The organism is Streptomyces sp. NPDC021020, from assembly GCF_044333285.1.
GTDB lineage: Bacteria > Actinomycetota > Actinomycetes > Streptomycetales > Streptomycetaceae > Actinacidiphila.
This window is the reverse complement of record NZ_JBIRQQ010000004.1, coordinates 362852-385762: the sequence shown is the minus strand read 5'-3', so window position 1 is coordinate 385762 and position 22911 is coordinate 362852. Positions and strand designations below refer to the sequence as shown.

Genomic DNA, 22911 nt, shown 5'->3' with positions numbered 1-22911 from the left:
CCGCTCAGCCCTCCAGCCCGGCCACGTGCAGCGGCTTGACCCGGTTCGCCAGCCGCTGCCGCAGGATGCCGCGGCGGACCTTGTACGTCCCCGTGGTGGGCATCGCCTCCCACTCCCAGAAGCACACCTCCAGGTCGGGCAGGCCGATCTCCTTGGCTGCGGCGCGGAAGCGGGCGAGGTCGGGGACGGAGCCGGGGCGCGGGCAGGCGACGGCGAACACCGTGCCGCCGTCCGCGGACTTGACGAGCACCAGCTCGACCAGCTCGGGCAGCGCCTCCAGCAGGTGGTCCTCCTTCTCCAGCAGCGAGCCGACGCCCTCGACGTGCTCCACGACCCGGTCGAGCAGCTCCAGCGAGCCGTCCTCGGCCATCCGGCCGATGTCGCCCATGGGCCACCACGCGTCGTCCGCGGGCATCTCGCCGCCGCCGACGTAGCCGCGCATGCGGCCCATCGAGCGGGTCTCGACCTCGCCCGCGGTGCCGGCGGGCACCGGGTTGCCCGCGCTGTCGACGATCCGCATCTCGAAGCCGCCGCCGGCGTGCCCGACGTTGCGCGGCGAGTAGTCCGCGGCCTGCTCGCGGGTGACGATGCGCAGGCAGATCGGGCCGGTCTCGGTCTGGCCGTACGCCTGGAAGTAGTGGGCGCCGGGGCGCTCGGAGGCGTTCAGCAGCGCCTGCACGGTCCGCGGGTGCATCGCGTCGAAGGTGCTGATGAAGCGCTCGACGGGGGCGAAGGGGCGGTCCGGGTCGTCGGCGAGCGTCTCCCACTGGATGAACATGTTGGGGTGCGTCTCGACCGACGTCGGCCGGTGCTCCAGCAGCAGCTTCTTGACGTTGCGCGGGTCGGGGTCGGCGATGGACAGCGCCGCCATGCCGATCTCCATCGACGCCAGCGTGCCCGCGCAGGTGCGGGCGTGCACGAACGACAGGTGCTTGGCGTTGAGGTCGTCGCTGCTGTACTGGTCGCGGAAGATCATCACCATCGGCGCGACCATGCCGAACAGCGAACGGGTCGAGTGCGCGGACAGCTTGGGCGCGCCGGTGGTGCCCGAGGAGTGGGTGACGACGAACCACTCGTCCTCGTCGCGCGGGTCGGGGGTGTGCGCGGTGCGCTCCAGCGCCGGGACGACCCACGGCTCGGAGGTCTCGGTGAGCGACAGCACCGAGCGGGTCAGCAGCCGCACCGCGTGGCCCAGCGGGGCGAGCCGGCTCAGGCCCAGCTCGTCGACCAGCAGGTAGGGCTGCTCCAGGCGGGCGAGGCAGTCGAGCAGCTCGCCGGACTCCATCGACGCGGACAGCAGCGCGGGCAGCGCGCCGATCCGGCCGAGCGCGCACATGATGCCCTCGACCTCGATGTGGTTGCGCTGCACCACGGCCACCACGTCGCCGCGCCGGATGCCGGCGGCGTGGAAGCGGTCGGCGTAGTCCTCGACTGCCACGGCGAAGTCGCCGAAGGTGGCGACCCGGCCGTCGTAGCTCGTCCACGGGGTGTCGGAGAGGAAGGGCACGTCGGCGAACTTCTCGGCCGCGACGGCGGGCAGCATCCCCAGCGGGGCGGTGGGGCTCGGGACGGCGTCCAGCTGGAGCGCGGAGATATCGGGCATGCCACATCCTTCGTTCGGGCCATCGTGGGTGTCAGGGGCGGGCGGCCGGCACGGGCGAGTCGTGGTGCGGGCCCTCCGGCGACCCGGGACCGCGGGGGGCGTGCCGTCGCGGCGCCACGCTCCGGCAGGTTCGTCCGACACCCGTTAAGAGCACGCGGGGCGGCCGCACACTCCCTCGGATTCCGCGGCAATTTCCGGACGGCCGTGTCCGGATGCGTCCGGTGCGGCATGCGCCCCTCACCCTTTCGGGTGACTTCCGCACGTCAAGGGAGTGCGCGCGGTGCGCCCCTCCTCTCTACCCACTGGACGCTCCAGCTCAGGAAAGGAGAGCGCGCATGCCCCACGCACGCACGGAAGAGCTGCACCGGCCGCCGGACACGCCCCGCGAGCCCCGGGTCGGGCCCTGGGTCGCGGCCGGCCCGCTGGTGCGCGCGGCCCAGTCGGGGGACGCCCTGGCGCTGGGCGACCTGCTGGACCTGCTGACCCCGTACATCACCCGGCTGTGCACGCCGATCGCACTGGCCGACGCGCCCGACGCCGTCCAGGAGGCGCTCATCGCCGTCTTCCGGAACATCGGGAAGCTCAACGACCCGGTGGCGCTGTACGGGTGGGTGCGCACCATCACCGTCCGGGAGGCGGTGCGGGTGGCCCGGCGCACGGCGCGCGAGACCCCGGTCGAGCACGTCGACGGCCTGCCGGACGCGGCCGGCCCCGAACTGGCCAGCGACGTGCACGACGTGCTGCGCCGGATGACCTCGGAGCACCGGGCGGTGCTGGTGCTGCGGGAGCTGGAGGGCCTGGACGAGAAGGCCGCCAGCGAGATCCTCAACGTCTCCTGCGGGACGGTCAAGTCCCGGCTGCACCGCGCCCGCAACAGCTTCCGGAAGGCGTGGACCCGATGAGCGGCACCTGGCCCGCGGTGGACCTCGACCCGGTGCGCCGGCTGCGCGTGATGGCCGCGGGCCTGCGTGCGGCCATGTACGCCGAGGACCACGTGGACGCGCCCTTCGCCGAGGTGTGGTCGATGGCCTCGGACCTGTCCAACGAGCTGCCCCGGCTGGTGCCGACGATCCGCGAGTTCCGGGTGTCGGGCGGTACGGGCGGCACCGGGGGGCGCACCGGCGCCTGGGCGTACGGGCCGCTGGGGCACCGGGCGTACTTCGACGTGGTGCTCCAGCCGGGCTGGTGCCTGATGCAGAGCAGATGCGTGGTGGGCGCGATGGCCGCGGTGCCCGAGGGCAGCGGCACCCGCTTCGCGGTGCTGGGCGCCACCCGCAGCCGGCAGCTGCTGCCGGTGTCGCTGCTGGCGGCCCGCGGCATCGGGCCGTACCGCGGGCGGCTGATGATCGAGCGGGCCCGGCGCCGTACGCAGGCCCGCCGCGCCGCCTGAGCTGCCCGCGGCCCGCCGTGCCTGACGGCCCGCGGTACGGAGCGGCCCGCTCCGTACCGCGGGCGGCTTCCCGCGCCGCCGTCAGACGCGGGCGACCGTCAGACGCGGGCGAACAGCTCCAGCGCGGTGCGCACCACCAGCTCGGGCCGCTCCTCGTGGACGAAGTGCCCGCAGCCCGGCACGACCTCGATCCGCAGGTCGTCGGCCCGCGCGCCGGGGTCGGTCATGACGCTCGGCGGCAGCACGAAGTCCTTCTCACCGGCCAGGATCACCGTCGGGACGGCAAGGTGCAGCCTGCGGTACGTGCCGCGGACCAGTCCCCCGATGTCCCGTACCGCGTACTGCCGGTGCATCGCCTCGGCCGCCCGCGCCCGGTCCGGCTCGGCGCTGGAGCGGACGAACTCCTCCATCGCCGCCGGCTCCCAGGCGTCGCGGTCGACGACGCCCCTGCGCAGCAGGAAGCGGGTGAAGCCGGGGAAGCGGCGCAGCACCGTACGGCCGGAGAAGGGCAGCTCCAGCGGCGTGGTGTACCAGTAGCGCCACGCCTGCGGCAGCATCCGGCGGTGCAGCGGCCAGGGGTGGACGATGTTCAGCGCCAGGAAGTGGCTGAACCGCTCGGGCGCCGCGAGGCACGCCATGAAGCCCGTCCACGCCCCGAACTCATGGGCGATCAGCCGGGCCCGCGGCACCCCGAGGGCGTCCATCGCGGCCAGCACGTCGGCGACCCGGGTCGCGGTGTCGTAGCCGCGGGCCGGGGCGTCGGACCATCCGAACCCGCGCAGGTCCAGGCAGATCAGCCGGTGGTGCTCGGCGAGTTGCGGGATGATCCGGCGCCAGCCGTACCAGTGCTGCGGGAAGCCGTGCAGCAGGACGACGGGCTCTCCCGCGCCGGCCTCCGCCACGTGCAGGCGGACGCCGCCGGCCTCGACGAAGCGGTGCCGGACGCCGGGGACCTCGGGCATGTCTGACGGGTCCGGCCGCGCCGTACGCGTACCGGAGACGTCGCTGGTCATATCGACTCCTTGTTCGCGAGGGCCGCTGCTCTCCCCGTACGGCCCTCTCTCCTGCCCTGTCAGGAGCAGCCGGGCGGCCCGCGCGTTCCCTCGGGTTTTTCCCGGGGCCGCCGGGAACGTTTCGCCGGGGTGCCCGCTCCTGACTGGGCGACCGGCTCGCCGGAGCCGGGGCAACCGACCCGAAGGAGACACCCGTGAAGAGCAGGCGCGGCCTCGCCGAGGCCGCCGGGCGCTGGAGCGCCGGCCACAGGTGGGCGGCGGTGCTGCTGTGGCTCGCGGTCGTCGCCGCCGCCACGGTGCTGGGCAGCGCGGTGACGACCGCCGCCCCGACCGCCGCGGAACTCACCAACGGTGAGGCCCGGCACGCCGAGCAGATCCTCGACCGGGCGGGCTTCCACCTGCCCGCGCACGAGGTGGTGCTGGTCCAGTCCGCGAGCGCGACCGCGGACGACCCGCGGTTCACCGCGGCCGTGCGGGCCACGGTGGCGGCGCTGGACGGCACCGGCCAGGTGCAGGACGTGCTGTCGCCGCTGGACCCGGCCGGGCGGGCTGCGGTGTCCGCCGACCGGCACTCGGCGCTGGTGCAGTTCGACATGAAGGGCGACTCGCTCACCGCCAAGGACCATGTGCAGAAGGTGCTGGACGCGGTCGCGAAGGTCGCCGCGGCCCATCCGGGCACCCGCGTCGAGGAGTTCGGGGAGGCGTCCTTCACGCACGTGTCGGAGTCCAAGCTGCACACCGACTACACCAACGCCGAATACCTGTCCTTCCCCGTCACCCTGGTGATCCTGCTGGTGGCCTTCGGGGCGCTGGTCGCCGCGCTGCTGCCGGTGGTGCTGGCGCTGACCGCGGTGGTCGGCTCTGCGGGCCTGCTCGCGCTGAGCAGCCGGATGATCCACGTCGACCAGAACGGCACGTCGGTCATGTCGCTCATCGGCATCGCGGTCGGCATCGACTACTCGCTGTTCTACATCCGCCGCTTCCGCGAGGAGCGGGCCGCGGGCCGCGGCACGGAGGCGGCGGTCGCGGCCGCCGCGGCCACCTCCGGCCGCTCGGTCGTGGTGTCCGGGCTCACCGTGATCGTCTCGCTCGCCGGGCTCTTCCTGTCCGGGAACGGCATCTTCCTCGGCATGGCGTCGGCCGCGATCATCGTGGTCGCGGTCGCGGTGGTCGGCTCGGTGACGGTGCTGCCCGCCCTGCTGTCGCTGCTCGGCGACCGGATCGACAAGGGCCGGGTGCCGCTGCTGCGCCGGGTCCGCGCGGGCGCCGGGGCCGTACGCTTCCGCGACGGCTTCCTGGGCGCGGTGCTGCGCCGCCCGGCGGTGGCCCTGGTGGTGTGCGGCGGGGCGCTGGTCGCGCTGGTGCTGCCGGCGTTCTCGCTGCACAGCGCGGAGCCGGGGGTCGGCGACCTGCCCGCGGGGAGCCTGCCGATCCTGCGGACCTACGACCGTATCCAGCACGCCTTCCCCGGCTCGCCGACCCCGGCGAAGGTCGTCGTCGAGGCCGCCGACCTCACCGGCCCGCAGGCCACCGCGGCGCTGGACGCCTTCCGCGCGGCCGCCGCGGACACTCCGGGGCTGTCGGGCCCGGTGACCTTCGCCACCGCGGACGGCGGCAAGGTCGCCGTCGCGACCGTGGGCCTGGCGGGCAACGGCACCGACAGCCGCTCGGTGGCCGCGCTGCGGGTGCTGCGCGAGAAGGTCGTACCGGCCACCTTCGGGAGGATCCCGGGCGCCGAGACCGCGGTCGGCGGCACCACCGCGGCCGCGACCGACAGCGAGGCGCACCTCGCGGACGCCACCCCGTGGGTCGCCGGGTTCGTGCTGCTGTTCACCCTGGTGCTGATGCTGGTGTCCTTCCGGTCGCCGGCGATCGCGGCCCTGACGACCGTGCTCAACCTGCTGTCGGTGGGCGCGGCCTACGGTTTCGTGGTGCTGGTCTTCCAGAAGGGCTGGGGCGAGGGGCTGCTGGGCTTCACCAGCACCGGCGGCATCGCGTCCTGGGTGCCGCTGTTCATGTTCGTCTTCCTGTTCGGCCTGTCGATGGACTACCACGTCTTCGTGGTGAGCCGGATCCGCGAGGGCCACGACCGCGGGCTGTCCACCGCGGAGGCCGTCGAGCAGGGCATCAAGGGCACCGCGGGCGTCGTCACCGGCGCCGCGGTCGTGATGGTCGCGGTGGCCGGGGTGTTCGGCACGCTGCCGCAGCTGTCGATGAAGGAGTCCGGCGTCGGCATGGCCACCGCGGTCCTGGTCGACGCCACGCTGATCCGCGCCGTGCTGCTGCCCGCCGCGATGAAGCTGCTCGGCGAGGCGAACTGGTACCTGCCGCGGTGGCTGTCCTGGCTGCCCGCGCCCCGCACCCACGCCGACGCGCCCGCCCCGGCGGCGGAGCCGCGGCGCCGCGAGCCCGCGCCCGTGGACGCCTGACACCCCGGCGCCGCGCGCACGGGACGGCCGCCGGACCTCGCGGGTCCGGCGGCCGTCCTGTGGCGGTCCGGCGGGCTCAGTCCGGCGGCGTACCGCCCGGCTCGGGCAGCGCCCAGGTCAGGACGCCGCCGGGGAAGCGGTGGACCGTCACCTCGACGGCGGCGCCGGGCACCGCGTCCACCCGGGCGGTGAAGCCCGCGGGGGTGCGCAGCATCCGGATCGCGCGCAGGCCGGGCAGCGCGCCGCGGCGCCGCGCGGTGTCGTCGAGCAGCGCGCTGAAGGCCTTGTACGCGGCCTCCTTGGCCGAGAAGACGGTGGTCAGCCACTGGTCACCGGCGCCGGTCGGGGGTCGCTGCTCCGCGGGGTGCAGCACCAGATGGGCCGCGCCCGCGGGAAGCGTGCCCAGCTCCAGGTCGACGCCGAGCGCGGGGAATCCGGCCGCGGACCCCGCGAGCGCGACGGCGACACCCCCGGAGTGGCTGACGGACACAGCGGTGCCCGGCGGCGGCAGCGGGCGCCGCCCGTCGCGCAGCACCGGTCCCGGGGTGAGCCCGGCCTCCAGCAGCGCGCGGCGCACCGCCCGCCGCCCGGTGCGGAATTCCGCCGCCCGCGCCGGGGGCATACGGTCGGCCAGTCCTGTTTCGGCGTCGTGGACGGCGGGCCAGGGCCCCTCGTGGACGGATGCGAAGCCGAATCCGACACCGGGAATTCGGGGCCGCCCGCGCAGAATGTCCCGCGGCAGAGCGGAGCGGGACGCGGAGGGCCGCGCAGGCATTTCCGTGGTGCTCATGACGCGATATTCCTCCGCGAAATCACCGCGGGAGAGAATTCGTCCCGCTCAGGCCGTCAGCAGCGCCCTCCGCACCTTTCCCGGGGCGCCGCGCGGCAGTGCACCGACGATCCGCACGCCCCCGGGCGTCCTCGCCCCGCGGAACTGCCCGTTCCGGTCGGGTGACCGAGTCAGCCACATGCCTGTGCTCCCGCAGGTCGCGCGTGTCGGCGGGGACCGCCACCGGGGGTCACCGGGGAGTCCTTTCAGGGGTATAGAGGGCTGATGACGGCGTTACACTCCCCCGGAGCCGAAAAAGACCCGCGCCCCGCGCGGACCCGAACGAAGGGGGCCGTCCGCATGACCGACGTGGTGGACAGTGCCTGGCCCGCGGTCGAGCTCGACCCGGTCCGCCGGCTGAAGGTCATCGCCTCGGCGGCCCGGCGGCCCGCCGTCGCCGAGCGGCATCTGGACGCCCCGCTCGCGGACGTCTGGCGGGTCGCCGCCGACCTGGAGGGCGAGCTGCCCGGCATCGTGGGCGGCCTGCGCTCCTTCACCAGGACCGGCGCGGTCGCCGCGCCCGCGGCGGACGGTCCCGGCGGCGAGCGGTTCACCGCGCTGGCGGTCAGCTCGCTGCGCCACCGGGAGCGCTTCGACGTGGTGCTGCGGCCGGGCTGGTGCCTGATGCAGAGCCGGCTGCTCGTCGGCGGCATGGCCGCGGTCGAGGAGGACTCCGGCACCCGGTTCGCGATGATGTACGCCTTCCGCTTCCCCGGCGGCGGGCTGCTGCGCGGCTTCGGGCGGCTGGGCGCCGCGGCCCGCAGCCGGGCGATGCTGGACCGGCTGGAGCGCCGGGTCGCGGAGCTGCGCGCCGGCTGAGCCGGACGGCCCGGCCGCGGCGCGGGCGGTCAGCGCCAGGCGCTGCGGAAGGAGTTGCGGGCCCGGAAGAGCCGGGAGCGGACGGTGCCGACGGGCAGCGCCAGCACCCGGGAGACCTCCTGCTCGTCCAGCCCCTCGATATGGCGCAGCGTCAGGACGACGCGGTGCTCGGGCGACAGGCGCAGCAGCACGTCCTTGATGTCGGTGGCCAGTTCCGCGTCGGCCTCGGAGGGGACGTCCTCGGTCTCGCCGACGACGGCCCACCTGCGCTGCTTGGCGACCCGTACCGCCTCGCGGACGGCGATGGCGCGCACCCAGCCGAACAGCGCCGACGACGTCTTGAGCTGCCGGATGTTGCGGAAGACCGCCAGCAGCGCCTCCTGGGTGGCGTCCGCCCCGTCCTGGAGGGCCACCGGGCCGCAGATCCGGCCGACGTAGGGGGCGAGTATCCCCAGCAGTTCGTCCATCGCGAGCGCGTCGCCCCGCTGGGCGCCGCGCACGAGTCTCGCCAGTTCCTCCGGTTCCCTCACCACAACGTGTCCCCCGGCCACCGTCACGCACCTCCATTGCATTCGCGGGCACCCGCGGACAGGGGCCGCAAAAGCGGCGGCATGGCAATGGAGCACCTGCGGACCGGGCCTCGGCTCCGAACGTCGTCTTCGGCACGGACGGTGCTCGCGCGCCGTACGGCGCGCTCTCCGTGCAGCCGTCCGAATATGACCCCGGAGTAAGAAACCGGAAGCCGGACGGCGAAAACCGCTGGGCGGAGCAAACTGGCCCAATCACCCCCGTCTGACGTGCCTTTGCATCGCACCAGAAACCGAAGAGACTCTAACACCACAAGGGCGCATCCCAAACAGATCCCGGGGAACAGCGGAAGCGGAAAGGAGAAGCGGATTCCGGGAAATCGACGTACTCCCGCGCCTCCCGTTCCCCTCGCCCCCCGGCCGCACCTCGACTCCCGCACCCGGACGCACCATCGGAACATTGGAAGACGAGGGGGCGAACTTTCCGTTATTTGCAAGGCGGGTGGCGCACATCACCCCCACAGCGAGCGGAGATCTGTCCTTATTGGGTGATATGCCCGATATGGGTGCTTGCTTACCCCGGGGGCCGCGTGCGACAGTCGGTTCAACGGCCGATCGACCCGAGCCCGGCCGTTCCACAAGCGCCGTGGACCACACCCCCCTGCTCCGCGGCGGTCATGAAGAGGCCCTTCCTGCTGTCGTTACCCCGACGCGAAGGGCCTCTTCACGTTGGGTTCACGCCCGGTCCTGCACCCGCAGCTCGAACCAGGTGGTCTTGCCGCGCGGCTGGAGGTCGACACCCCAGCGGTCGGACAGGTGGTCGACCAGGAAGAGGCCGCGCCCGCTGATGTCCAGCTCGCGCACCGGCAGCAGGCAGGGCAGCGCCCGCGAGGGGTCGCGCACCTCGACGCGGATCCAGCCGCGCCGCCGCCGTAAGCGGATGCCGAAGAACTGCGCCCCGGTGTGCCGCACCGCGTTGCCGACCAGCTCGGAGACCAGCAGCTCGACCGTCTCGCCGTACGCCGCGAGGCCGCATCGGCGCAGGACGTCCAGCGCCATCCGGCGGGCCCTGAAGGCCGACTCGGGCCGCGAGGCCAGCAGGACCTCGGCCACCGAGGGGTCGCCCAGCAGACCCGGCGCGCCGGCCTCCCCCGCATCCCCGGCCCCGTCCGCGAGTACGGGTAAGGGACCCGCCGCGGGACCGGATTCCACCCGCTGCGGCCGCTCGGATCCACCCCTGCCCGCCATGCCTTCATGATGGCCGCCCGCACACCCCCCCGAGTGCCATCCCGGGGAATTGCCCAAGGGGAACACGGCGTTCCGGCCGCGTGTTTTGGCATATTCCAGAGGCATGAATTCCCTGGAATCGCACCATTCCACCTGCGGTGTTGCCGAAAGCAACCTTCCCGGTGATCGGTGGCGGCACGGAAATCCTTAAGGTTCGCATAAGCCTGCCTTAAGGAAAGGCCGCCACCGGCGGGCTACCGATGTTCGAGTGCCTGTACGAGAGTCGTACAGACCTCAACCGGGTAGCGCCTCAGCGGAATTGCGCTTTCCCCGGCCCCTGCTCGACGAAGCTGCGCATCCCGGTCTCCCGGTCCGCGGTCGCGAACAGGCCCGTGAACAGCGCGCGTTCCAGCGCCAGACCGCTGTCGAGGTCGGTCTCGAGACCCGCGTCCACCGCCTGCTTGGCCGCCCGCAGCGCGAGCGCCGGCCCGCGCGCCAGCCGCGCCGCCCAGGCGTGCGCGGCCTCGTACACCTCGGCGGCCGGCACCACCTTGTCGACCAGGCCCATCGCGAGCGCCTCGGCGGCGCCCACCATGCGCCCGGTGAAGATCAGGTCCTTGGCCCGGGAGGGCCCGACGAGCCGGGCGAGCCGCTGGGTGCCGCCGGCGCCCGGGATGAGGCCGAGCAGGATCTCCGGCTGCCCGAGCTTCGCGTCCTCCGCGGCGATCCGCACGTCCGCGCACAGCGCCAGCTCGCAGCCGCCGCCGAGCGCGTAGCCGGTCACGGCGGCCACCACCGGCTTGGGGATGCGGGCGACCGCGGTGAAGGCCTCCTGGAGCGGGCCGGAGCGCAGCGCCATGTCCTCGTAGGACATGTCCTGCATCTCCTTGATGTCGGCGCCCGCCGCGAAGACCTTCTCGCCGCCCCACAGCACCAGCGCCCGCACGTCCGGCCGGGCGGACGCCTCGCGGGCGATCTCCGCGAGGCGGTCCTGCACGGCGCTGTCCAGCGCGTTCATGGGCGGCCGGGCGAGCGTCACGGTGCCGACGCCGTCGTCGACTTCGAAGGTCACAGTCATGACGGCGAGACTACGGCGCCCGCCCGGCGCGGCGGCGTCAGGCCTTCCACTGCTCCCACGGCATGTTCCAGCCGTTCAGGCCGTTGTACCACTGCACGGTCTTGTCCTTGGAGTGCACGACCTCGACGACGTCGCCGATGATCGAGCTGTTGTAGAACCACGCCGCCGGGGTGTCCGGGTCGTGCGCGCCGCGCACGTCGTGCAGGCCGACGCATCCGTGGCTGGTGTTGCTGTGCCCGAAGACCGAGTTGGCGGCCCAGTAGTTGCCGTGGATGAAGGTGCCCGAGGTGGTGAGCCGCATCGCGTGCGGCACGTCCTTGATGTCGTACTCCCCGCCGAAGCCGACAGTGTCGCCGTTCATCCGGGTGGTGACGTACTTCTCGGAGATCACCATCTTGCCGTTGTACGTGGTGTGCTCGGGCGCGCCGGAGGAGATCGGGACGGTCTTGACCACCTTGTTGTCGCGGTAGACGGTCATCTGGTGCTTGGCGGCGTCCACGATGCTCACCTGGCGGCGGCCGATGGTGAAGTGCACGGACTTCTGCTGCTTGCCGTAGACGCCGGTGGCGCCCTCGACGCCCTTGAGGTCCAGGCCCAGCGTGACCTTGGTGCCGGGCGTCCAGTAGTCGGCGGGGCGGATGTACAGGTCCTGGTTGCCGTACCAGCGGGACGCGACCTCGACGGACGGGGACGCGGAGACCGTCACGCCCGCCTCGACGGCCTTCTTGTGCGTGATCGGGCGGCTGAAGTGGAGGTAGACCTCCATGCCGACGCCGACGGTCGAGCCGTCCTCGGGCGTGAAGTAGCCGACGAAGGTGTCCTTGGGGGTCACCGTGGTGAAGGTCGCGTGCTTGTCGGACTCGCGGCCCTCGGCGTCCTTGGCGGTCGCGTCGACGGAATACTGCGTCGAGGTGTCCAGATGGCCGGTGGGCGACCAGCCCAGCCCGTCGGCGCTGATCTCGCCGGGCACCTCGGCGCCCTTGTCGTCCTTGACGACGACGGTGGACAGCTTGCCGCCGCTCGCGGAGACCTTCAGCTCGCCGGTGGTGGCGACGTTGTCGGCGCCGTCCTTCGGCGCGATGGTGACGACGGCGGTCGAGGGCGCGGTGTCCGGCGAGCTTCCGGCCGCCGCCGACGAGGCCGGCTTGGACGGGCCGGACGCGGAGTCGTCACCGCCCCCGCCGCCGCCTCCGCACGCGGCCGCCGCGAGCAGCGCGGCTCCCAGCACCAGCGCGGATATCTTCCTTCTGACCCCAGGCGCCACGCCTATCGGCTTCACGTCCGTCTCTCCCCTTGCCCGCTTCCCGCACCTCAGCCCTGGACCTCCCCGGCTGGCGCAAGAAAACCACACCTCGGGGCTTCCGAGCGGCCCGGGAATGTCACCGTTGCGTCCCAGATCGCCGCGGGTCCTGCCGGGTGCGGGCGGCGGGCGCCACGCACACCTACTTGCGTGGGGCGCCGGGCCGTGACGACGGCCGCGGCTTCGGATCGGTGCTGCATCCCATCTTCCGGCAGTCCGGGTTGGCGCAGGACATCGAACTCACTCCTTGCTGTCGTGCAGGCGTACCCGCCGCGCGAACCGGGTCCGCACAGGAGTGCGGTGCCCGGAGGCGGTCGTGAAGACGGACGCACAGGAGAGCGATTCGGTTCCCGTATCGGTGAGTTCACAGCATTGCCGCAACAATTCACAGGCCCTTCACGGCAAAACGCGCGCGGGCACATGTCCGGGGGAGGTGACCTGCACAATTGCCCCGCGTACTCAGAGTGCCGAACCGGCCACCCATTGCCGCCAGTCGAGATTCCAGCCGCCCATTCCGTTGTCCGGCGCGACCGTTCCGTCATGGGAATTCACCACCCGGATCGGGTCGCCGACGAGCGAGTGGTCGTAGAACCAGCCCGCCGGGGTGCCGGAGCCGCCGCCCTTGGTGTCGTACAGCCCGATGCAGCCGTGGCTGACGTTGGTGCGGCCGAAGACGTCGGGCGCGGACCAGTAGTTGCCGTGCACGAAGGTGCCCGACCGGGTGAGCCGCATCGCGTGCGGGACGTCGGGGATGTCGTACTCGCCGCCGAAGCCGACGGTGCGGCCGTCCATCCGGGTCACCGGGAACTTCTGCGCGATCACCATGACGCCGTTGTACGTGGTGTGCCCCGGCGCCCCGGTGGAGACGTCCAGGCTGCGCACCACCCGGCCGTCGCGCCGCACGGTCATGGTGTGGGCGGCCGCGTCCACCGTGCTGCGCTGGTCGCGGCCGATCGTGAAGTGCACGTCCTTGGACTGCGTGCCGTAGACGCCGGGCGCCGCCGCCACGTCCCGCAGCCGCAGGTGCAGCGTGACGCGGGAGCCGGGCGTCCAGTACCCGGCCGGGCGCAGGTCGAGGCGCTGGTCGCCGAACCAGTGGCCGACGACCCGCACGGCGGGCTGCGCGGTGACGGTCACCGCGCGCTCGACGGCGGCCCGGTCGGCGACCGGGCGGCTGAAGGCCAGCGAGACGATCATGGCGTCGCCGACCGTGCTGCCCTCCTCCGGGCTGAAGAAGCCGATCACGGTGTGCTGCGGCACCAGCGTGGTGAAGGCGGTGTGCTTGGCGGCCTCCCGGCCCTGACCGTCCTTCGCGAGCGCGTCCACCGTGTACTGCGTGGCCAGCGCGAGCTTCCCGTCCGGCCGCCAGCTGCGCCGGTCCGCCGCGAGCCGCCCCGGCACCGGGGTGCCGTCCGCCGCCCGCACCCCGACCTCGGTGAGCGTGCCCTGCCTGACGCGTACCAGGAGCGCTCCCCGCGCGGCCACGTCCTTGGCCCCGTCCCCGGGCTCGACGCCGATGACCGCGCGCGACACCCGCGCCCCGGCCCCGGCGTCCCCCTTCCCGTCCGGCCCGCCGCCCCCGCCCGCGCCGCACCCCGCGGCGAGCACCGCACCCAGTAGCACCCCCGCACCCGCGCGCCCCGCGCGCCGCACCGCTTCTCTCACGCAACCGTCAACGACCCACCGCCGCCGGGGAAACGCGGGGCCACCCGGTCACGCCGAACGCCACCGGCCGCGCGGGGTGAGACCGGGCCGCGCGGGGGGAAGGAAGAGGGCAGGGACACGGCAGGCCGCCGGGCACGGGACGCCGGGCGACGCCACCGCCGTGCCCGAGCCGTGGGAGGACGTACGTGTCGCAGGCACGCGAATCCGGGGTGCCCGGGTGGGCGCGCGGCTTCCCGCTGCCCGCACCGCGCGGCGGTGAAGGGCGCGCCGCCGTCCCCGCGGCCCGCGGCCCCGCGGCGCCGGCCGCCGAGGTGTGGCCCGGGTCACCCGAACCGCTGGGGGCCCGCTTCCACGCCGGGCCCGACGGGCGGGCGGGCACCAACTTCGCGCTGTGGGCGGGCGGCGCCGAATCCGTCGAGGTGTGCCTCTTCGCCGCCGACGGCACCGAACGGCGCATCGCGCTGGCCGAGCTGACGCACGAGGTGTGGCACGGCTTCGTGCCCGGCGTGCTCCCCGGGCAGCGCTACGGCTTCCGGGTCGGCGGCCGCTGGGACCCGTGGACGGGGGCCCGCTGGAATCCGGCGAAGCTGCTGCTCGACCCGTACGCCCGCGCGGTGGACGGCGGCTTCCGGCTCGTCCCCGAGGTCTACGGGCACGTACGCGACTGGCCAGAGCCGGGCGCCGCCGACACCGTGCGCGACGACCGCGACTCGGCGCCCTTCGTGCCCAAGGGCGTGGTGGTCGACGAGTGGGCCGAGGCGGACGCCTGGCAGGACGACCACCGCCCCAAGACCCCGTGGTCGGACACCGTCATCTACGAGCTGCACGTACGCGGCTTCACCCGCCGCCACCCCGGCGTGCCCCCCGAACTGCGCGGCACCTACGCCGGGTTGGCGCACCCCGCGGCCCTCGCCCACCTCACCTCGCTGGGCGTGACGGCCGTCGAGCTGCTGCCCGTCCACCAGTTCGCGCACGAGGAGCACCTGGAGCGGCGGGGCCTGTCCAACTACTGGGGCTACAACTCGATCGGCTACTTCGCCCCGCACGCCGCCTACAGCGCGAGCGGCTCGGGCGGCGCGCAGGTCGGGGAGTTCAAGGCGATGGTGCGGGCGCTGCACGCGGCCGGCATCGAGGTGATCCTCGACGTCGTCTACAACCACACCGCCGAGGGCGGCCAGGGCGGGCCGACGCTGTCGCTGCGCGGCATCGACAACCGCGGCTACTACCGGCTCGGCCCCGACCCTCGCGGCTACGCCGACTACACCGGCTGCGGCAACACCCTCGCGGTGATGCAGCCGCACGTCCTGCGGCTGATCACCGACTCGCTGCGCTACTGGGTGACCGAGATGGGCGTGGACGGCTTCCGCTTCGACCTCGCGGCGGCCCTCGCCCGCTCCATGCACGACGTCGACATGCTCTCCCCCTTCCTCGCCGTCATCGCCCAGGACCCGGTGCTGCGCCGGGTCAAGCTCATCGCCGAGCCGTGGGACGTCGGCTCGGGCGGCTACCAGGTCGGCGCCTTCCCGCCGCTGTGGACGGAGTGGAACGACCGCTACCGCGACACCGTCCGGGACTTCTGGCGCGGCGCGACCGCCGACGTCCGCGACCTGGGCTACCGGCTGTCCGGCTCCAGCGACCTCTACGACTGGGGCGGCCGCCGCCCGTACGCGTCGGTCAACTTCGTGACCGCGCACGACGGTTACACGCTGCGCGACCTCGTCAGCTACCAGGAGCGGCACAACGAGGCCAACGGCGAGGACGGCCGGGACGGCTCCCCCGACAACCGCTCGTGGAACTGCGGCGCCGAGGGCGCGACGGACGACCCGGACATCCTCGCCCTGCGGCGGCGGCAGACGCGCAACCTGCTCGCGACGCTGCTGCTGTCCACCGGGGTCCCGATGCTGGTCGCGGGCGACGAGATGGGCCGCACGCAGGGCGGCAACAACAACGCCTACTGCCAGGACAACGAGACGAGCTGGGTGGACTGGTCGCTGCTCGACGACCCCGGCTGGGCGGCGCTGCGCGACCTGGCCGCGCGGCTGATCGCGCTGCGCCGCGCCCATCCCGTCCTGCGCAGCGGCGGCTTCTTCTCGGGCCTCGCGCAGGCCCCCGAAGGGCTGCGGGACGTCGCCTGGTTCGGCGCGCACGGCGGCGAACTGACCGACGAGGAGTGGCGCGCACACTCCGCCACCCTCGGCATGTACCTGTCCGGCGCGGACATCCCGCACCGCGACCCGCGCGGCGAGCCCGTCCGGGACGACAGCTTCCTCCTCGTCGTCCACGCCGGCCACCTCGCCACCTCCTTCACCCTCCCCGGCCCGCCCTGGGCCACCGCGTACGAGCCCCTGCTCGACACCGCGCTGGAGTCCCAGTCCGCGCCCCCCGACGCGCCGCCGACCCCGGCGGGCACGGCGGTGGCCATCGGCCCGCGCTCGGCGCGGCTCTACCGCGCGGCGCGGACGGGGAGTTGAGGACGGAGTCGGGCAACGGGCGCCGGAGGTGCGGTGTTTGTCCGTGCTCGCCGGGCCGCTCTGCCATAATGCCGCTCTGTCGGCGGCGCGTTCGGGGCTCAGGGGGTACGCGGCCGGTTTCCGAGACGGGAGGGCCGCTCCGCCGTGGGCGCGTTACGTGCACTGCTGATCGCCGTACCCGGCGACCTGGGCTTCACCGCCGCGGACACGGCGCGCGTCAAGGACGCACTCCTCGCCTCCGGTTACGCCGAAGCCGACGTGACGGTGCTGGACACCCCCGAACAGACCGGCCGCGCCCGCCTGTACGCGGCGCTGCGCACCTTCCTGGGCGGCCTGCGCGACGAGGACGCCGCCCTCGTCTACTACTCCGGCCACGGCGTACGCGTCGACGACGTCGACCACCTCGTCCCGTACGGCTACGACCCCGCCGCGGGCCCCGCCGAACTCGTGGCGGTGCGGCCCGACGAGCTGCTCGGCGGCCTCACCGCGCAGGCGACGCTGCTGGTGTGCCTCGACGCGTGCCGCGACGCGCTGACGTCCGACCCGGGCCAGGTCTCCCGGCCGGAGTTCACCCGGCTGCGGGAGAACGTCGTGCTGCTCTACGGCTGCCCGGCCGGCAGGCAGGCCATGGGCACCCCCGACGGCAGCTTCATGGGCCGCGCCCTCGCCGAGGCACTCAGCCCCGACACCCCGCCGCGCACGGTGGGCGAGGTCATCACGGCCGTACGGCAGCGCACCCGCGAGATCGCCGCGGACAACGGGCAGTCGGCCCGGCTCGACACGTGGTGGCTCCACGGCAGGACCGGCGCCCCGGCCGCCGCGCACGCCGAGCGGGTCGTCTGCGCGTCGGGCCCGGGTACGGGGCCCTGGGCCGAGGCGGTGCGCAACTCCACGCTGTGGGACCGCGTCGCCCCCGGCGCCACCGGCACCGGCCCGCTCGCCGACGGCCTCGGACGGCTCGTCGAGAAGGTGGCCGCGATCCGCCGCGACGCCGCCCACCCCCACAAGGCGGGCCCGGACCCCTGGGACGACCCGGACCACCCCGTCCGCGTCCTGCGCCGCCTCGACCACCTCGTCCCGCCCGCCGCCAGGGGCGGCAGCCTCAGCGCCCTGGAGGCGGTGGCCCTGCTGGCGACCCCCTTCGTCCGGGAGGCCGCGGTGGCGTGCGGCCGCCGCGCCCTGGCGCGCCTGCACCCTCCGCAGGGCCCGCGGGGCGCGACGGAGCTTGACGAGGACGGGAGTTCGGCCTCCGACCCCGGCTCCGGCTCCGGCTCCGGCGACGAGGCGCGGCGGCATCTGGCCGACGACATGGCCGACGTCCGGCGGGCCTTCGGCCAGATCGAGGCCAAGCGGCAGCGCCTGCTGGCGGCGGCCGAGGCGGCGGAGACCGCGGGAAACCAGGCGGCCGCCGCCGAGGCCCGGGACGCCGCCGTCGCCGCCGAGAGCTGGCTGCGGCACCGGCTGCTCGCCGGGTGGGACCAGCTCTGGGACCAGCTCGCCGAGCAGCTGCGCGCGCCCGGCTCGGGCAGACCCGCTCTCGCGGAACTGGACAGCCTGACCGCCGTCATGGAGCTGCTCACCGAGACCGCCGCGAAGGCCGCGGGGCTCGGCGCGCACCCCCCGGCCCACAGCCGCGACCGGCTGCGGGCCGCGCTCTTCCAGGTCGTCGCGCAGATGCGCACCCGCCCCGGCCCCGACGCGCCGAACGACGAGCTGTGGCAGACCGGACTCGCCGCCCAGCTCGGCATCTGGACGCAGCCCGCCTTCTGGCGCCCCGCGCGGCTAGCCGAACTGCTCTACGTGGCAGAACTCCTGGCCGTGGACCCGCGGTTGCTCGACGGCATCGTGGTCGACCACCTCGGGGTGCCGCACCACCGGGTGACGGCGGCGGACGTGGTCGCGCAGGTCGTCGCGTGCGACGTCCGACCGGTCGACGCCGAACACTCCGCCGACTGGGCGCTGTTCGCCGCGTGCCGCAGCGCGGCTCTGCACGTCGCGCTGGAACGCCAGGCCGACAGCGCGAGTTCGGCCGCGCGCAACATCGCCAAGGCCCAGCCGAACGAGATCCTGCTCTCCGCGCTCCCCCGGCACCTCAACACCGACGCGCTCGCACCGTCCGGCGACGGCGCGGGCACGTACGAAGCCCCGCCGCCCCGCTTCCAGCTCGCCGAGGACGGCGTCAAGCCCCTCATCATGGGCACCCAGCTCTACGGCGACCGCATGCTCGCCGTCCGCGAGCTGTACCAGAACGCCCTCGACGCCTGCCGCCGCCGCCAGGCCCGCCAGCAGTACGCCGCCCGCACGGGTGACGGCACCCGGCAGCCCGCCGAACTGGCTTCTTACACGGTGGCGTTCACCCTCGCCCGCGACCCGGCCGACGGCCGCCTCTACGTCGAATGCCACGACGACGGCATCGGCATGACGGCCGAGGAACTGCGCGACCTCTTCGCCCGCGCCGGCCGCCGCAACGAACAATCCCCGGCGCGGGTACGGGAGTTGCGGCGCTGGCGCCGGGTCGGCATCGTCCCGGAGCTGAACAGCCGCTTCGGCATCGGGGTGTTCAGCTACTTCATGCTCGCGGAGGAGATCCGCGTGACCACCCGCCCAGCGGCCAGAAGCGGCTTCGGCGCGGGTCCGCGCGGCCACCGCGTGGACGTCGTGGCCGACTCGGGCCTGATGCACATCACGCCCTGCGACGACATCGACGCGGGCACGACCGTCCGGCTGTACCTGCGGCCGGAGTTCGAGAGCGAGCCGCCGCCCTCGCTCATCCGCTTCCTGCGTGACCAGGTCTGGTGCAGCCCGGTGACCCTCACCGTCGAGCAGCAGGCGGGCGACGAGCAGGCATCGGTCCGGCAGACCGCCGGTGAACTGGCCAACGTGTCCGTCGGCCTCCTGCCCCGCCAGGACGGGCGGCGGGGTGTCTGGTGGGTCGACGGCGCAGGCAAGCGCCTCGTCGACGGCATCGTGGTGGCGGAGGACCCCGCCCCGTACGGCTACGTCATCGACCTCCGGCACCGGCACAAGCCTGTACTCAGCGCCAACCGCAACGCCCTGACGAGCTTCGACCGGGAGACCGTCCGGCGTGAACTGGCCGACGCCGCGGCCGACCTGGCCCAGTGGGAGACCCCGCCCCTGAGCTGGCTGTGGGCACTCGTCAACGACGATCCGGCCCTGGGCATGGTCGCGGTGGAGCGCCTGCTCACCGCCGACGCCGCGGTCGAGGTCCGGGGGGTGGACCCCCGGCGGTCGGGACGGCTCATGCCGTTGCGCACGGTGGGCTGCCTGCCGGTCGACAGCGAGGAGGCCCGGCGGAGACTGGCCTCCTCGTCCGACGCGGAGATCGTTCTCTTCACGCAGTGGCGGTCGGACCTGTCGAGGTCATGGCCCGCGGCGGGTGGTGGCGGGCGGCGATGGTTCCCCAAAGGCTTCCCCCGCCCCCGTGCGGTGGACGCGGTGGTCTTCCGCAACCCGGACATCGCCGAGACGATAAAGAACCTCCCCCCAGTCGTCCGGTCGGTCTCCGGGGCAATGGATCCGGAGCACTGGTCTCCAGGCCTCGCGGCACTGCGTGCCGCGGCGAACCCGGGGCTTCCCCTGCGAACCACCGTGCGCGCCTTGCGCCGTTACGCGGTCACGGGCATCGATGTTCCACCCGCAGGGGACATCCGCGCCCTCGACAAGGCGCCCAGCACACCGGAAGCCGTGGACTTGTACCGGCTCCTCCACCGGTCGGAGCACGGCACGATGCAACCGGAAGGGGCCCCGGACCCAGATCCCGGACCACTCGTCGAGAGCGCCAGCCGTTGGGGCAGAACGCTCGGCCACACGGCGGAACTGGCCGGCCGGCTCAGACTCCTGGACCCGAGGATTCCGGAGCCGCCGGATCTCGGCGAGCTGGCGGAGCACGTTCCGACGCTGTCCGAGCTGATCGTCCTGAAGGGGAGCCACGTCCCCAGCATGTCACTCCCCGCGCTGGTGACGCCGCCGATCGCCGCCTATTTCGCCGCCCTACTCGGATGCACGGCCGCGGACGTCGCGGAGACCGCCCGCCGTTACCGTCCTTTCGGCTACCGGGTGGCCGAGGGCGACTATCTGCGAGATCACCTGCATCTGGAGGATTTCGACGTCGTCAGCGCCCGCTACCACTCAGTGCTCCTGCGCATGCTTACCGGACCCGTCACCCTTCACCGGCTGATGGCCCTGGCTGCGGAGCAGACAGCCGTCGATGTCGGCACGACCCTCGCGCGCCTGCGCGTACTGGCCGACAAGGTGGGGCTGCCACTGCACCTCGACGACACGCGCCTGTCGCCGCTGCTGACGCTCAGGCCCGCCGGCTGGTTCAAGGGTCTTTTTCCTGTCGGCGACGAGCCTGTGCGGCCGTGCGGGGCCGGGACGATCCTGCGGGCGCTCGCACGAGCGGATCGGCAGGACTCCGTGGACGAGGAGGTGGCGCGGGTCGCCGCGCTCGTCACGGCAGGCCTGGCGGAGCCTGGCGCTGTGCCGGTGGTCCGCCGCTGGCTGGATCTCCCTGCGCAGAAGCGCCCCACCCTCCTCTTCCGGACCAACTGGTTCCTGAGCGACCAGGTGGGTGGAATCAAGACCTTCGACACGAGCCCCGGCCGTGAGCCGGATCCGGTCCACCTCTTCTGTGCGGCCGCGCAGAGCCAGGTCGACCTCGGCACGGCCGCCGACCTGATGCGCGCCGAGGCCGAACCGTTCAGCCTCGGCATCCCGGACGTCCCGCCCGAGTGTCGCGCCCTGCGCCCGGACTACAACATCCTCGAGGTGTTGTGCACCCGGGACGGCAACGCCTGGCGCCCCGCCGTGTCCCTGCGGGCCCTCCTCGGCTACGCCAAGGCCTCCCGCGTCGACCTCCCCACCGCAGCCGCGCGGCTGCGGGCATACGAGCCGCTCGGCGCCCCTGCCATCTCGGGTCCCGCGGTGGGCTCAGTGCCCGTATGGCCGGAAGGCGATCCCGAAGTCGAGCGGCTACTCCGCTACCCCCCGCTGCGCGTAGGCGTCCTCACCCCCCTCACCCTCGTCATCACCGCCGTCCGGCTCGACCTCGGCCTCCGCGCGACGTACCGCGCCCTCGCGCCCTACGGCCCCTACGGCCTGGACATGAGCAACTGCCCCGAGCCCGCCGACGACGCGTACGCGGCGGACTGGCGGGACGTCATCCTGCTCACCCGCAAGCTCACCGGCGCGGAGCCCGCGCTCGGCGGCGAGGTCACCGTGGACCACATCGAACTCGCCGCCGAGGAGACCGAGTTGACGCCCGCCGAGGTACGGGAACGGCTCGCGTACTTCGCGCCGCTCTTCGGGCTGACCCTCCCGGCGGAGGCCGCCGAGACTGCAGAAGCCGCCGACTCCGCTCCCGCCCCGGAGGTGACCGCGCATGCCGGACCATGAGGACACCGACTTCCACGAGCAGGAGGTGGTGCCGCCCGGCGACCTCGCCTGGCACACCGACCCCGCCGGGATCCTGGTCGCCACCGGTACGTGCCCCGTCTGCCACGCCGCGACGAGCCTGCCGCTCGTCACCGTCGTGCCCGGCACCGTGGCGAAGGGGCTGCCGTGGCGGCAGGCCGAGCCGGAGGAGCCCAGGGAGCGGACGATGGACTGCCAGTGCCCGCGGACGCACCCGCGCAACACGGACGAATTCCCCGGCTGCGGGGCCTGGTGGACGGTCCGCACACCGTCCCCGTCCGCGGGGACGCCCTGATGCCGCCGGGGAACCGCGCGGCGCGGCTGCGGGCGCAGGCGCGCGTGCAGGACATGCTCCAGTCGCAACTGGAGGTCGCCCGCGCGCAGGCCGAGGGCTGGCGCAACTTCCTCGCCACCGCGACCGCGCTGCTCGCAGCCGTGCTGGTGCTCAAGGGCCGGGAGAACGTCGCCGACCTGCCGGCGGACTTCCGGTACGCGGTCGTGGCGTGCACCGCCTGCGGCCTGCTGGCGCTGCTGGCCTCCGCGTTCGCGGTGGCGTCGGCCGCCCACGGCACGCCGGGGCAGGCGCTGGTGTACGCGGACGGTGCGGCGCTGCTGCGCTGGGAGTCGGCGGAGGTGCGGCGGATCGGGCGGCTGGTCGCCCGGGCCCGGCTGCTCGCGGTCGCGGGCGTCCTGGCGACGGCGGCCGCGGTGCTGCTGACGTGGACCGCCCCCACGTCGGACGCGGCGCCCGCCCTGGTCACCGTCCACACGCCGGACGGCGCGGTGTGCGGCGAACTGGTCGGGACCGACCGCACGGGCGTGACGGTACGGGTCCAGGGCCGCGGCCCGGACGGCAAGGACACGCTGCGCAGGCTGGAATGGGGCGCCGGGGCCCTGAGCGCGTCCCCGGCGGAGAGCTGCTGAGCGTCCGCCCGCCGCGAGACCGTACGGCCGACCCGCCCCCGCACACGTCACACCGACCCCCGCAGCAGCACGCCGACCCCGCCACCCCGCACGTCACACCCGACCACCCACCGCCCCCCACACCAGCCCGCCCGCTCCCGCCCCGCCCCGCTGACCTGCTCGACCCCCACGGCAGCGGCGCCCGCGGCCGCCCCGTCCGGAGG

At 73.9% G+C, this 22911-nt stretch carries 16 protein-coding genes; 8 read left to right on the top strand and 8 right to left on the bottom strand.

The features are described 5' to 3' along the window. Positions 1–4 precede the first annotated feature (4 nt). Entirely contained in the window at positions 5–1603 is a 1599-nt protein-coding gene (locus ACH4SL_RS13620) for a class I adenylate-forming enzyme family protein (protein ID WP_398444726.1), read from the bottom strand. A 335-nt stretch (positions 1604–1938) separates the two neighbouring features. Here ACH4SL_RS13620 and ACH4SL_RS13615 point away from each other — a divergent pair, with 335 nt between their 5' ends. Both ACH4SL_RS13615 and ACH4SL_RS13610 read left to right on the top strand, forming a co-directional pair. Further along, a complete protein-coding gene (locus tag ACH4SL_RS13615) occupies positions 1939–2505 on the top strand; it encodes an RNA polymerase sigma factor (RefSeq protein ID WP_398444724.1) in 567 nt (188 codons plus the stop codon). Next, positions 2502–2993: a hypothetical protein gene (locus tag ACH4SL_RS13610; protein ID WP_398444721.1), complete on the top strand. Its 492-nt coding sequence runs from the start codon at positions 2502–2504 to the stop codon at positions 2991–2993. The genes ACH4SL_RS13615 and ACH4SL_RS13610 overlap by 4 nt, the downstream gene beginning before the upstream one ends. Before the next feature lie 98 nt (positions 2994–3091). Here the strand turns inward: ACH4SL_RS13610 and ACH4SL_RS13605 are convergent, their stop codons facing one another. Beyond that, positions 3092–4006: an alpha/beta fold hydrolase gene (locus tag ACH4SL_RS13605; RefSeq protein ID WP_398444719.1), complete on the bottom strand. Its 915-nt coding sequence runs from the start codon at positions 4004–4006 to the stop codon at positions 3092–3094. A gap of 194 nt (positions 4007–4200) precedes the next feature. Here ACH4SL_RS13605 and ACH4SL_RS13600 point away from each other — a divergent pair, with 194 nt between their 5' ends. Further along, complete coding sequence (locus ACH4SL_RS13600) at positions 4201–6435, top strand: MMPL family transporter (RefSeq protein ID WP_398444717.1); 2235 nt, start codon at positions 4201–4203, stop codon at positions 6433–6435. Between the two features lie 76 nt (positions 6436–6511). Here ACH4SL_RS13600 and ACH4SL_RS13595 read toward each other — a convergent pair whose 3' ends face one another. Further along, positions 6512–7225: a 4'-phosphopantetheinyl transferase gene (locus tag ACH4SL_RS13595; protein WP_398444714.1), complete on the bottom strand. Its 714-nt coding sequence runs from the start codon at positions 7223–7225 to the stop codon at positions 6512–6514. Positions 7226–7564: 339 nt separating this feature from the next. On the opposite strand from ACH4SL_RS13595, the gene ACH4SL_RS13590 reads away from it, so the two are divergent. Then, positions 7565–8083, top strand: a complete 519-nt coding sequence (locus ACH4SL_RS13590; RefSeq protein WP_398444712.1) for a hypothetical protein — start codon at positions 7565–7567, stop codon at positions 8081–8083. Positions 8084–8112: 29 nt separating this feature from the next. Here ACH4SL_RS13590 and ACH4SL_RS13585 read toward each other — a convergent pair whose 3' ends face one another. The 5 genes from ACH4SL_RS13585 to ACH4SL_RS13565 form a co-directional block, all read right to left on the bottom strand. After that, positions 8113–8613: an RNA polymerase sigma factor gene (locus tag ACH4SL_RS13585; protein WP_398444710.1), complete on the bottom strand. Its 501-nt coding sequence runs from the start codon at positions 8611–8613 to the stop codon at positions 8113–8115. A 732-nt stretch (positions 8614–9345) separates the two neighbouring features. Beyond that, entirely contained in the window at positions 9346–9963 is a 618-nt protein-coding gene (locus tag ACH4SL_RS13580; RefSeq protein WP_398444708.1) for an ATP-binding protein, read from the bottom strand. A gap of 184 nt (positions 9964–10147) precedes the next feature. Then, positions 10148–10915, bottom strand: a complete 768-nt coding sequence (locus ACH4SL_RS13575; protein ID WP_398444706.1) for an enoyl-CoA hydratase/isomerase family protein — start codon at positions 10913–10915, stop codon at positions 10148–10150. A gap of 37 nt (positions 10916–10952) precedes the next feature. Then, positions 10953–12185, bottom strand: a complete 1233-nt coding sequence (locus ACH4SL_RS13570) for an Ig-like domain-containing protein (RefSeq protein ID WP_398445331.1) — start codon at positions 12183–12185, stop codon at positions 10953–10955. A gap of 489 nt (positions 12186–12674) precedes the next feature. After that, on the bottom strand, positions 12675–13838 hold the full coding sequence (locus ACH4SL_RS13565) for an Ig-like domain-containing protein (RefSeq protein WP_398444704.1): 1164 nt from the start codon (positions 13836–13838) through the stop codon (positions 12675–12677). A gap of 251 nt (positions 13839–14089) precedes the next feature. On the opposite strand from ACH4SL_RS13565, the gene glgX reads away from it, so the two are divergent. From glgX to ACH4SL_RS13545, 4 genes are all read left to right on the top strand, one after another. Then, positions 14090–16351 (top strand): glycogen debranching protein GlgX, encoded by a 2262-nt coding sequence (gene glgX / locus ACH4SL_RS13560; RefSeq protein WP_398445329.1) that lies wholly within the window; start codon positions 14090–14092, stop codon positions 16349–16351. A gap of 144 nt (positions 16352–16495) precedes the next feature. Continuing rightward, the gene (locus tag ACH4SL_RS13555) at positions 16496–21766 is read left to right on the top strand and encodes a caspase family protein (RefSeq protein WP_398444701.1); all 5271 of its coding nucleotides are present in this window, start codon (positions 16496–16498) and stop codon (positions 21764–21766) included. After that, positions 21753–22079: a hypothetical protein gene (locus ACH4SL_RS13550; protein ID WP_398444699.1), complete on the top strand. Its 327-nt coding sequence runs from the start codon at positions 21753–21755 to the stop codon at positions 22077–22079. Before ACH4SL_RS13555 ends, ACH4SL_RS13550 begins: the two co-directional genes overlap by 14 nt. Continuing rightward, positions 22079–22708 (top strand): hypothetical protein, encoded by a 630-nt coding sequence (locus ACH4SL_RS13545; RefSeq protein WP_398444697.1) that lies wholly within the window; start codon positions 22079–22081, stop codon positions 22706–22708. The genes ACH4SL_RS13550 and ACH4SL_RS13545 overlap by 1 nt, the downstream gene beginning before the upstream one ends. Positions 22709–22911 lie beyond the last annotated feature (203 nt).